The sequence below is a fragment of the Sulfurimonas sp. genome, assembly GCF_027056685.1.
GTDB lineage: Bacteria > Campylobacterota > Campylobacteria > Campylobacterales > Sulfurimonadaceae > Sulfurimonas.
The window spans coordinates 1-12,612 of sequence record NZ_JALUKE010000090.1; the positions used below are offsets into that span (position 1 = coordinate 1).

The window sequence follows — 12,612 nt, forward strand, 5'->3', positions numbered from 1 at the left end:
GATATAATCTTATAGAGAGAGTCTCTTCTCATGTGCGTTATCTGGATGAGATGATGCGTGGGGTGTATGACTTGGAGCGTTTGGCACGTAGGCTCAATCTGGGAAGACTCCACCCATTTGAGATGAACCATATGTATGACTCGATGGTGAGTGTCAAAGAGTTGATGCAGTATGTTAAAAAATATAAGATTCAAAAAACACCTTTTCATGAGAGTGAGGTAGAAGAGTTTTTACGAGATATTGCCAAAACCATAGATTTGGATATTTCACGCCGTTTTACAAACGCAACGGTCGATGAAAACTTCTTAATGAGTGGTGTAGATGAAGCCATTGACACGCTTGTCAAAGAAAACAGTGTCATGTTGCTTGCTTTTGAAGACATAGTCGGAAAAATTGAAGAGCTGTTACGTGCTGTAAACGCAGCGAGTAGCACAAAAGTAGTTACTTTGGGGCTTTTAGAAAAAGAAGGTTACTATATATCTATCAGTAAAAACCGTTTTTCTCTTATTGAGGCTGCGTTTAAAAAGAGTGAATACTTTGCAGAATTTAATGTCAAAAAACTGACAAACAATGTCAAAATAACCTCTGCGTTTACTGACAAACTCTCCGATAACATTATGAAAAACCGACGTAAAATTGTAACACTTGTAAAAGAGCGCTATATTGGGCTTCAAGCACTTTTTGAGAGACGCTATTCACTGCTGTTTGGTCGTGTCATTAGCTATGTGGCAGATTTGGATGTCGGAGTAAGCTCTTCAAAAGTTGCACAAGAGTACAAGCATTCACGCCCTATGATAGTTGAAGCCCAGCGTGATGAGAACTTTATGCAGATAATGCAGCTGCGACATCCTCTCATAGAAGTGCAAGAGAGAGGAGGGCTTTATGTTCCCAACGATATAGTGATGGGAAATCGTGACTATCTTGACCTGCCTCACCCAAAAACTGTGATGCTTGATGTGAGTGTGCATGACGGGCATGAGATAAATGGTGTCCTTCTGTACGGCATCAACTCAAGTGGAAAATCTTCATTGATGAAGAGCATTGGCATCGCTGTACTTATGGCTCAGTCTGGATTTTTTGTCTCTGCTGCGGTGATGAAGTTTAGTATATTTGACTCCATATTTACGCGTATTGTCTCAAAAGACAATCTCGCAAAAGGGCTTTCAACTTTTGCGGTTGAGATGCTTGAACTGAAAAATATATTTAACCGTGCAACGACTCGTTCTTTGGTACTTGGTGATGAGATAAGCCATGGAACTGAGACGCTCTCAGGGGTGGCGATTGTCGCTTCTGCCATTGGAAAACTTGCAAAGATACGCTGTCTCTTTCTCTTTGCAACGCACTTGCATCAGCTCTCTACTATGGAAGAAACTACGCGACTTAATAATGTTGTCGATTTGCATTTGAGCGTGGAGTATGATGAGGTGGGTGATAAGTTGATATTTAACCGTGTGCTGCAACAAGGTAGTGGAAGCAGCATTTATGGACTTGAATTTGCCAAATCGCTCCATATGGACAGTGAGTTTTTAGAGAGTGCAAACGCAATTAGAAAACGGCTTGCCAATGATTATGATGAGCTTGAACTTTTGGTGAAAAAGAAAAAATCAAAGTACAATAAAGAACTTTATGTGACGAAATGTATAATTTGTGGGGCAGTTGCAGAAGATGTGCATCATATCTCTCAAAAATCACTTGCAGATAAAGCCGGTTTTATAGGACATTTTCATAAAGATAACAAACATAATCTTGTACCACTCTGTAAAGAACACCACAACCAAATTCACGATGGAAAACTCCATGTCAATGGTTTTATCATGACAAGTAAAGGTCTTGAGTTACAGTTTGAGCAACAGATTCGAAAAGCAGAACCCAAAAAGGTACAAGAACCTGAGATAAATGAGAATGTGGAAGTAAAAAAAGTTGAAGATGACGAGCCAAAAGGCTTCGTCTTGGATGATTGGTAAACTAAGCCAGTAGTGCTTTGACACAAGTGCTGATGCGTTTGCCATCTGCACGACCTGCAAGCTCTTTTGAAGCCATACCCATTACTTTTCCCATATCTTTAGGAAATGTCGCACCTACTTTTTCTACGATAGATTTGAGGGCACTCTCAAGTTCTTCATCTGTAAGTTGCGTTGGAAGATATACTTCATAGTATGAAATCTCATCAAGTTCTTGCTGCATTAAATCATCGCGTCCTGCATCTTTATACTGCGTGGCAGCATCATTCCTGCGTTTAATTTGTGTCTGAATGATTTTTATGACATCATCATCACTTAGCTCTTTTCTCTCATCGACTTCGATCTGTTTAAAAGCACTCGTAAGTAAACGCAGTGCATCCCTTTTTTTTGTATCTTTTGCTTTCATAGCGACTTTTACATCTTGGTTAACAGTTTCTCTTAATGACATTTTTGGCAATCCTTATAATTGTAAAATTTAATGGAACTAATTTTGCTATCATTATAGCAAAATTAGTCTCTCTTATTGGAAATGTATGAATAAATTTTTGCGTAGTAGTTTTGTATTGTTATCTGTGTCGATAGTATTTAGTGGATGTACAGCAAATTTGACTGATCCTGAGATAAACTTTAAGCCTCCTGCTTATGTGGAGCAGATGCCGGAAAAAGAGCAAAGACAGGACTTTACCTCTACGGGCAGTATATTTGGGCAGGGAGAAAATCCACTCTTTTCAGATCATAAAGCGATGCATGTAAATGATATTGTCACAGTTGTTATCTCAGAAACTGCAAAAAGTTCCAATACTGGTACAAAACAACTCTCAAATGTAGATAGCTCAAAGCTTGGTGGTGGACTTTTTTCTAATGCAGGTACAGCAAATTCCGGAATACAAGCACAGATGGGCGGACTCAATGGCTATACAAATGTAGGATTTCAAACAGATTCAACAAGAAATTTTAAGGGGAGTGGAACAGCAGTAAAAGATGCAAGCTTTACAACGACAGTATCGGCACGGGTTGTAAAAGTGCTTAAAAATGGTAACTATTTTATATCTGGCAGTAGAGAGATTCTTATAGATGATCAAAAGCAAGTTGTACAAATAAGCGGTGTGATTCGTCCATATGACATTGATCAAAACAATAAAATTAGCTCTTCACAAATAAGTGATGCGAAGATACTATATAAAACAGAGGGAGATGTGGATCGTGCAACACAACAGGGATGGGGAACAAAAATCATTCAATCAGTTTGGCCGTTTTAGTCTTTTACTAATCGCTGCGTTTAGCCTTGCAGAGGCAGGTAGTTTTAAAGATTTTCAACGAGTGCAAAACGCTGCGTTTAGCCAATATAAAGATAAAAAAGATACTGCGTTTGAGAGTTATTTAAAATCACAATGGAGTGAATATAACTCTTTTATTTCATCCTCGCTCTATAAAGAAGCAAAGCCAAAAGTTATTTTGCCCGCAAGTATACAGCCAGTTCTTGCTCGTGGACCAAATATTCATCTTAAAGTGCTAAAAAAAGCTCAAAAACAAGCTGCTCCACTCCTAAAAACGGGCAAAGGTCTTGAAGTGGGTTTTTTCGGCTCACTACTGCATTTTAGTGTCGATGCAAAGGTAAAAAGGGCGCGTTTTTATCCTCAAAATAGAAATGGAATTATTAATGCATTTAGCATATTTGCATCAAGTGATTACAATCCCCTTTTATATGAGATAAAAAAGAGTTCTAAGAGTATGAAGCTTAATGAATGGGGAGTTTATCTGCTTGTGCAAAAGATAGCAGATAAAACTTTTAGTGATTTAGATGACAAAAAGCTCTTTGCCTGGTTTTTACTCAATAAACTCGGTTACGATACAAAAGTAGGAATACATGCGCAACATATTGCACTACTTAGCCGAACAAAACAGCTGATTTATGCAGCAGCAAAATATATAATTGAAGGTAAAAGCTATTTTTTACTCTCTAAAAATCCTATACATGGCGCTCTTTATACTTACTCAAAATCATATCCAAACGCAACAAAAGCAGTTGATTTTTCTTTAGATACTTTACCACTCCTTGTGCAAAATACTCAAAGTAAAACACGCACATTTAGTATGCAAAATAGACAATATTCTATCTCCTATCGCTACAATAAAAACTTTATAGATTTTATGAATACATATCCTCAAGTGAGCTATAGCGTCTATTTTTCTACACCACTGCAAGAAGAGACATTATTTGATATACAAAAGTCTCTTAAGCCTTATTTGGATGGAAAAAAGATGACTTATGGACTTGATTTTTTACTGCGTTTTGTGCAGACTGCGTTTAAATATGAACGAGACCAACAGCAATTTGGCAAAGAGAAAGTAATGTTTGCACAGGAGACACTCTACTATGATAAATCAGATTGTGAAGACAGGGCAACACTCTATGCAAGGCTTGTAAAAAAACTTTTTGGTATCTCTGTTGTAGGAGTGCAGTACTCAAACCATATGGCAACAGCGCTTTATATTCCAATAAATGGAGCAGGGGTTCATGTGCATGGCAAACGCTATGTCATAGCAGATCCGACATATATAGATGCAAATGTTGGAGAGAGTATGCCACAGTATAGATCAGTCATCCCAGATAAGTTTATTTATCTGAGATAGAAGAATTTATTAGTAGTCAATAGCGACTTTATAGGTTGGATCATCCTCTTCGTAAGTACAGTGAGGACCAGCTTTTGTAAGGATTTTTTTACAATCTTGGCTTAGATGACGAAGATGGAGTGTTTTTCCCTCTTTTTCATATTTTTTTACAATGTTATCTATAGCTTCAACACCTGAAAAGTCCATAACTCTCGCATTTTTAAAGTCCATAATAACTTTTTGTGGGTCATTTTTAATGTCAAAAGTATCTGAAAATGTTGTAGCACTTCCAAAAAAGAGTGGACCTTCAAGCTCATAAACTTTTGTACCATCCTCTTCCATATACTCTTTTGAAAAAATACGAGCGTGTTTCCATGCAAATACAAGTGCTGAGACAATCACACCTGCAATAACAGCTATTGCCAAATCTGCAAAAACAGTGATGATGGTAACTGTAACCATAACAAACACATCAGATTTTGGCATATGTTTGAGGTGTGAAAAACTAGACCATTCAAAAGTTCCAACACTCACCATAAACATAATTCCAACTAAAACACCAACAGGAATTGCATTAAGAACATCTGTCATGGAAACAACTAAGACAAGAAGTCCAACTGCAGCTGTAAAAGAGGAGAGACGACCAAGACCACCAGAAGTAAAGTTGATGATACTTTGACCTATCATTGCACATCCAGCCATACCACCGAAAAATCCACTTGCCATATTTCCACATCCAAGTGCTATACACTCTTTGTTTCCACTCCCTCTAACGCCACTCATTTCATCTAAAACAGCAAGTGTTAACAGTGACTCTATAAGACCAACAAGAGCCATAATGACAGCATAAGGAAGCACCAAAATAATGGCACTCATACTAAAGAGAGTATCTGGAATAATAAGATGAGGAAGCTTGCCTTGAAACTCTGAAAGGTTTGCTAAAGAGCCGACTGTAAGTGTGTCAAGATGTGTCACATAGACAATTAAAGTAAGCACAACAATAGCGACTAATCCAGAGGGAATAGCTTTTGTATATTTTGGTAAAAAATACATAATAAGCATAGTAATAGCTACAATGATGTACATACTTGCACCTTGCCCATCAAAAAACTTAAACTGTGCCATAGCAATGACAATGGCAAGTCCATTTACAAAACCATAGAGGGCAGGCTGTGGTACAAGACGAATGAATTTTCCAAGTTTAAAAACACCAAAAAGCACTTGAATTGCACCTGCTAAAATGGTAGCAAGGAGTACATAGTTTAGCATATGTATGTAGAGGGTGTCACCACTCATACCAAGAGCAGTAAGTTTTGCATTTACCATAACAACGAGTCCCACCATAACAACAGCAACACTTCCCGTTGCTCCACTAATCATACCTGGTTTACCACCAATGAGAGCAGTAATAAGTCCTAGTATAAACGCAGTATAGAGTCCGACAATAGGGCTAACACCTGCTATGAAACTAAATGCAATAGCTTCAGGAACAAGTGCAACAGCAACGACAAGCCCAGAGAGGATGTCATTTTTAATGTTTTGTGATTTGTATTTTCTTATGTCGAACAAACTACGCCTTTAGAGAGTTGAGTTGTTCAAGCACTTTTGCTTGTTTGCTTTGTGCTTCTGCTAGGGCTTCACGGTTTTTCTCTAGTACATCAGCAGGAGCATTTGCAACAAATCGTTCGTTGTTGAGCATTCCATTGAGTTTTGCTATCTCTTTATCGAGTTTTTCTGACTGTTTTGTTAGCTTGTTGATGATAGGTGCTAAATCAATAGAATCAGTAGGAATAAAAGTTTCACATTTATTAGCAATATCACTTACTGCGTTTTCAATTTTTGTTTGCGTGAAAGAAAGCTCTTCTACTTTTGCAAGACGAGCAATGAAAGGTGTCATCATCTCTTTGTCTTTGTCACTTAAGCCATCAATTTTTACATAGGCTTTTGCAATTTTTTGGTTTGCTAAATCTACAAGCACTTTTGCACGGCGAATAGAGACAATAGCATCCATAATGATTTCAAATTTTGCCTCCTCTTTTCGTTGTTTCGTTTTATGAGGGAATTTCTTAATCATAATAGATTCAGACTCTTCAAGCGTTGTGCCACTAAGTTCATGATAAAGATGTTCTGTAATAAAAGGCATAAAAGGGTGTAGGAGTTTCATAGCCTCTTTAAAGATCGCACCAAGCTCTACAATAGCACCTTTATCTGCTTTACTTAGCTCAATTCCCCAGTCACAAAATTCATTCCATAAAAATCTATACATGGTAAGTGCAGCATCGTTAAACTTATACTCATCAAGGTAAGTTCGCACCTCTTTTGTAGCGAAATTAAGGCGACTCATCATATAGCGACCTAAATCACTCTTAATACAAAAACCACTTAAATCTGGAAAAGTATCCACATTCATTTGTAAGTATTTTGTAGCGTTGTAGAGTTTGTTTGTAAAGTTACGGTTTAACTCTAGTTTTTCTGTACTCATACGAATATCACGCCCTTGTGCAGCACTAATTGCAAGGGTAAAACGCAGTACATCTGCTGAGTATTTATTTACCATCTCAAGAGGGTCAATGACATTTCCCTTAGATTTACTCATTTTTTGCCCATGCTCATCACGAACAAGTGCATGAAGGTAAATATGGTTAAATGGAAGTTGTCCATTAAAGTGTTCACCCATCATCATCATTCTAGCAACCCAGAAGAAAAGAATGTCAAATCCTGTAATAAGGAGGGTATTTGGATAGAAATCTTTCATATCATTTGATTCAAAAAGCTTGTCCATAGCAGTATCGCCATGCGCCCAGCCTAAAGTAGAAAATGGCCAGAGTGCAGAGCTAAACCAAGTGTCAAGAACATCAGGGTCTTGCGTAAGGTTTTTACTTGCACATTTTGGACAAGCATCAGGATGCTCCTCTTGTGAAGCAAACTCATGTCCACAATCATCACAATAAAATACAGGAATTTGATGTCCCCACCAAAGTTGACGAGAGATACACCAGTCACGAAGTTCACCCATCCATGAATTGTATGAGTTTATCCAATGTGGAGGGAAGAATTGAGCTTCACCTGCGTTTGTCTTCTCTATTGATTTATCAGCTACTTCTTTGCGTACAAACCACTGTTTTGAGATGTATGGCTCAACGACATTTTTACATCTGTAGCAGTGTCCTACTTGGTGTTTGTGATCTTCTATTTTTACAATGTAACCCTCTTCTTGAAGTCTCTGTACAATCGGTTCTCTTGCTTCAAGACGCTCCATGCCTTTAAACTCTCCAGCATAATCGTTGAGAATACCTTTTTCATCAAATACAGTAATAAACTCTAAATCGTGGCGTTTTCCGACTTCGTAGTCATTTTGGTCATGAGCAGGGGTTACTTTTACCACACCAGTTCCAAAATCCATATCGACATAGTCATCAGCAATGATTTTAATTTTTTTGTCTAAAAGTGGAAGAAGAACCTCTTTTCCAATGATATTTTTGTATCTCTCATCATCAGGATGAACCATAACGGCAGTATCTCCAAAGTATGTCTCAGGTCTTGTAGTAGCAACTTCTACGCTACCACTTCCATCTGCAAAGTGGTAGAGCATATGGTAAAATTTTCCATCTTCTTCTTCATGTTCTACTTCAATATCCGATAAAGCACCATCATGTGTACACCAGTTTACCATGTAGTTTCCACGAACAATTAAACCTTCATTGTAAAGATGCACAAATGCCTCTTTTACAGATTTTTGTAGCCCCTCATCCATAGTAAACCGTTCTCTCTCCCATGCAGGAGAGACACCCATTTTACGAAGTTGTTCGGTCATAATTCCAGCAGATTCAGCTTTCCATTTCCAAGCACGCTCTAAAAATGCTTCGCGACCTATCTCTTCTTTTGTTGTGCCCTCAGCAAGTAGTTGTTTTTCTACAACATTTTGAGTAGCAATACCTGCATGGTCAGTCCCTGGTTGCCAAAGTGTTTTGTATCCGTCCATTCTTTTGTAACGAGTAATGATGTCTTGGAGTGTAAATGTAAGTGCATGACCAATATGCAAACGCCCTGTAACATTTGGTGGTGGCATCATAAGAGAGAAATTTTTCCCCTCTTCTTGAATAGCTTTGTTGCCATCGACTTCAAAGTATTTTCTATCTTCACAAATTTGGTAGTATTTGTTTTCTATCTCTTGTGGATTGTATCTGTTTTCTGACATGAAATCGCCTTGTAATAGTTAGTAAAAATTGCGCGATTATATCTAAAAATAGGTGAGGGTTTGCTTTAAGAGAGAGTCACTTAGATGCCTGTGACTCTTTTTTTGATTTGGATTTTATCTTCGTACATATGTTTGTCCGCTGCTTCAATGGTTTCATCAAGAGAATCACCTTCTTTAAACGCAGTAAGACCAAATGAAAAGCTTACTGTAAATGTTGCTGCGTTATGGGCTTTTAGTTTCTTCTTAATGATATTTTCTCGAAGCTTTTCTAAGGATTTCTTTGCTTTTGTAAGGTCCGAAAAGTTTGTGAAGAGAATTATAAACTCATCTCCTCCATAGCGAATGACAGGATAGCCAATCTTTTTTAATTCATTGAGAATAAAAATGAGTACCTTATCTCCTATAATATGTCCGTGTGTGTCATTCACTTGTTTAAAGTAATTAAGGTCAATAATAGCTAAAACACCACTCTGTGAGAAGCTGTTTGAAGCTTCACTAAGGCATTTATCTCGGAGCCATTTTCTGTTGAGCGCATGAGTGAGCTCATCTCTGTAGAGAGAAGCTCTTAAGCCTTCAACTTCTTCACGCAGTTTTTTTGTCTCTATTAGTATCTGTTGCAGGCTTGCAGTATCTTTACTTTGTATGGCATCAATGGCTTTTGAAGTATTTTCACTAAGATTATTGGCATTTTTGTAGGTTTCATTTTGAAGAGTTGTAAGCTTTGAACACTGTTTTGCGACTACATTTTCAGAAAGCTCCACTTCATCATCAATTTCGATATGCTCTTTTTTTGCATATTCTTCAAAAATAGAACGATAAACAGAAGGCGTAACAATAGGTAACTCTTCAATTGAGTTTTTTACTTCATTTGAAAGTATTTCTAATTCTTTCTCATTTATACTCATAAATATCCATCCATCTTTTGCTATTAGAGGATTATATCACAAAAAAAGGAGAATGTTTAATAGTAAAAGAAGTATAATCTCACTCTTAAAAAATCTAGCAGTAGGAACATCTTGTGCCATTATCCCGTTTAAATGAAGAACAGCATGCAGCAGCAACCTCCAATGCTAGTAAAAATCTTATTATTGCTTCGGCTGGAACGGGGAAAACTTCAACTATTGTAGGAAGAATTGGGCATTTGTTAAAGAGTGGTGTTGAACCACATGAGATACTTCTTCTTACCTTTACAAATAAAGCTGCTGCTGAAATGGTTGCTCGTGTGGCTGAGTATTTTGGTGCAGGGGTTGCAAAGAAGATAGATGCAGGAACTTTTCATGCCGTGAGTTATAGATGGCTGAAAAAGAGAGATAAAAGAGTGGTGCTTAAACAGCAGCGAGAACTTAAAACCCTTTTTCGCTCTGTCTATGAAAAACGCTCTTTTGGACATATTGATGCTGAGGTTTCGGCTTATGGTGGTAACTACCTCTATGATATGTACTCTTTTTATCAAAATACAGAGCTTGAAAAAGATTTTGAGGCATGGCTTATTGAGAGTCATCCTGAACATGAACTCTTTGCAATGATTTACGCGGATATTGTCGATGAGTTTGAAGCCCTTAAAAAAGAGTATGGTTTTTTAAATTTTAATGATTTGCTCCTCCATTTTCGAGAGATGTGTAAAGATGATGACCTTGGCTATAAAGAGGTGCTTGTTGATGAGTATCAAGATACAAATGCCTTGCAAGGGACACTTATAGATGCTATGAATCCACCTTCACTCTTTTGTGTTGGAGATTATGACCAAAGTATTTATGCTTTTAATGGTGCAGATATTGGCATTATTGGTTCATTTACAACAAAATATCCTGATGCAGTTGTTCAAACACTTACAAAAAATTACCGCTCATCCGTGCCTATTCTCTCTTTGGCGAGTAGGGTAATAGAACACAATGAAAGAATTTACCCTAAAAAACTTGAAGTGACACGCATTTACGATGCACAGCCTCCTAAACTTCTTGCTTTTGATGAGCTTTTCGACCAGTACCACGCAATAGCGGCTATGATACGAGATACCCAAACGCTACATGAAGAGATAGCAGTTATTTTTCGTAACAACTCTTCAGCCGATGGTATAGAAGTAGGTTTGCGTGAGTTAGACATTCCTTGTAAACGCAAGGGTGGTACGAGTTTTTTTGATGCTAAAGAGGTTAAAGCTATTTTAGACCTTTACACTTTGCTTGTAAATGAGTCAGATATGATGGCGTTTATTCATCTCTTTGAATTTGCACGCGGTATCGGAAGTGCTATGGCAAAAGAGCTCTACATTGCCTTGAAAACTTTGGGACTTGGAAGTATGTTTTATGGACTTTATGCACCTGATGAGTCAATAAAAAATCCTTTTGAGAAGAGAAAACTTAATCATCAACTAGGTCTTTTTGATGACTTCTTAGAACTTGGTGCGGTGGGAAAATATGCAAAACTTGGATTTGAAGCGAAGTTTATGAAAAATCCAATTTTGAAATACCCAAAATTGACAAAAGAGTCAGCTACCTTTTTACATAACTTTTATCTGCTCTTTCGAGACCTTAAAGGTATTAAACAACCGCGTACTATTGTGCGAAAAATTGCAGAGTCAGAACTTTACAAGTACATTAGCGATGTTCTAGCAACAAAAAGAGCAACGCTCAAAGATGGCTCGATAGATGAAAAACAAAAAACAGAAGCACTTACGAGAATAAAGAGAAAAGAGTTACTGCTTCAAGAACTTTCTAAGCCATATTCTGAACATGATAGATTTCTAAACGCAATGATTTTAGGCTCGTCCGACTTAACACAAGGTGAGGGTGTAAACCTTTTAAGTGTGCATGCTTCAAAAGGTTTGGAATATAAAGAAGTGTACATCGTAGATTTGATGGATGGTCGTTTTCCTAACCGTAAACTAATGCAAAGAGGGGGAAGCTTAGATGAAGAACGCCGTCTTTTTTATGTAGCAGTAACCCGTGCAAAAGACATACTTTATCTCAGTTATGCAAAATATGACAAAATCAAAAAGCAAAATTTTATGGCGAGTCAGTTTTTATATGAAGCGGGATTGGTTGCAAAAGATGAAGCGTATAGGGCGATGGTTATGAAAGAGGAAGAAAAAGAAAAAGATTAATTCTCTTATCTGCCTTGTTCTCTTGTTAAACATTTATTTGAATTTTATTAGATGCAAACTGATGAATAAGCATCTGAATAATATTCTGATAAGGTACACCACTTTCTAATGCTTTTTTCTTTAGTTCATAAATATCATTTTCTCCAACTCTTATAGAGATAGCTTTTTTCTTTTGATTCTTTACATATGATTGTAACTCTTTTATTCTGTTATCTATACTACCGCGACTTTGCCACTCATCATTTTCAACACTTTGAAGTATATCAGTTTCATATTCATCTAAATCTATCATTTGAAATCCTTTCTATTGTATTTTTTATTCATTTTTCTTGATGGAATTATGGTTTTTAAAAATATTGATTTATCATCTTCAACATAAGGAACAAGATAAACATAATTTTTAATTTGAATCAAGATTATAAAAATATTTTGATTAGGATATTTTTCTTTATTTGGATGTTCTACATCATCTAGCAAATAGCCATTTTCAAGTGCTAAAATTACATCTTCAAATGATATATCTCGGGTAGATTTGAGTATCTCATTTTTTTCAAGACTGTATCTTATTGTTTTACTTTTAAACACATTGAAATCCTAAAATATATATACAATGTATTTTAATATTATTTGAAAATTTTGTCAAGCTTGAATGAAAGATGATAGTCTCCTCCTACTTATTATACTATATGTTAAAGGAATTATACCGACTAAAAGTAATGATATACAAAATATTGCAACAC

At 36.7% G+C, this 12,612-nt stretch carries 9 protein-coding genes and 1 pseudogene; 4 read left to right on the forward strand and 6 right to left on the reverse strand.

Annotated features, from left to right (window positions below; translation table 11 throughout):
• Nucleotides 1-1,964: pseudogene (locus tag MVY38_RS03980) on the forward strand (DNA mismatch repair protein); the annotation flags it as partial.
• A gap of 1 nt (nt 1,965) precedes the next feature.
• On the opposite strand, the gene MVY38_RS03985 reads toward MVY38_RS03980, so the two are convergent.
• Nucleotides 1,966-2,409: a GatB/YqeY domain-containing protein gene (locus tag MVY38_RS03985; protein ID WP_297483801.1), complete on the reverse strand. Its 444-nt coding sequence runs from the start codon at nt 2,407-2,409 to the stop codon at nt 1,966-1,968.
• A gap of 85 nt (nt 2,410-2,494) precedes the next feature.
• On the opposite strand from MVY38_RS03985, the gene flgH reads away from it, so the two are divergent.
• Both flgH and MVY38_RS03995 read left to right on the forward strand, forming a co-directional pair.
• Entirely contained in the window at nt 2,495-3,220 is a 726-nt protein-coding gene (gene flgH / locus MVY38_RS03990) for a flagellar basal body L-ring protein FlgH (protein ID WP_297483803.1), read from the forward strand.
• Nucleotides 3,156-4,595 carry a hypothetical protein gene (locus MVY38_RS03995; protein ID WP_297483804.1) on the forward strand — a complete coding sequence of 480 codons (1,440 nt, stop codon included), beginning with the start codon at nt 3,156-3,158 and terminating at the stop codon, nt 4,593-4,595. The genes flgH and MVY38_RS03995 overlap by 65 nt, the downstream gene beginning before the upstream one ends.
• A 9-nt stretch (nt 4,596-4,604) precedes the next feature.
• On the opposite strand, the gene MVY38_RS04000 is transcribed toward MVY38_RS03995, so the two are convergent.
• The 3 genes from MVY38_RS04000 to MVY38_RS04010 all read right to left on the reverse strand — a co-directional run bounded on the left by MVY38_RS04000 (nt 4,605) and on the right by MVY38_RS04010 (nt 9,677).
• Nucleotides 4,605-6,143 carry a SulP family inorganic anion transporter gene (locus MVY38_RS04000; protein ID WP_297483805.1) on the reverse strand — a complete coding sequence of 513 codons (1,539 nt, stop codon included), beginning with the start codon at nt 6,141-6,143 and terminating at the stop codon, nt 4,605-4,607.
• Between the two features lies 1 nt (nt 6,144).
• A complete protein-coding gene (locus MVY38_RS04005; RefSeq protein WP_297483807.1) occupies nt 6,145-8,772 on the reverse strand; it encodes a valine--tRNA ligase in 2,628 nt (875 codons plus the stop codon).
• An 80-nt stretch (nt 8,773-8,852) separates the two neighbouring features.
• Entirely contained in the window at nt 8,853-9,677 is an 825-nt protein-coding gene (locus MVY38_RS04010; RefSeq protein WP_297483809.1) for a GGDEF domain-containing protein, read from the reverse strand.
• 113 nt (nt 9,678-9,790) lie between these two features.
• Between MVY38_RS04010 and MVY38_RS04015 the strand changes: the two genes are divergently transcribed.
• Nucleotides 9,791-11,872, forward strand: coding sequence for an ATP-dependent helicase (locus tag MVY38_RS04015; RefSeq protein WP_297483811.1), 2,082 nt, complete (start codon nt 9,791-9,793; stop codon nt 11,870-11,872).
• A 25-nt stretch (nt 11,873-11,897) separates the two neighbouring features.
• Here the strand turns inward: MVY38_RS04015 and MVY38_RS04020 are convergent, their stop codons facing one another.
• Nucleotides 11,898-12,164, reverse strand: coding sequence for a hypothetical protein (locus tag MVY38_RS04020; protein ID WP_297483813.1), 267 nt, complete (start codon nt 12,162-12,164; stop codon nt 11,898-11,900).
• A complete protein-coding gene (locus tag MVY38_RS04025; protein WP_297483814.1) occupies nt 12,161-12,457 on the reverse strand; it encodes a toxin in 297 nt (98 codons plus the stop codon). Before MVY38_RS04025 ends, MVY38_RS04020 begins: the two co-directional genes overlap by 4 nt.
• Nucleotides 12,458-12,612: the final 155 nt, after the last annotated feature.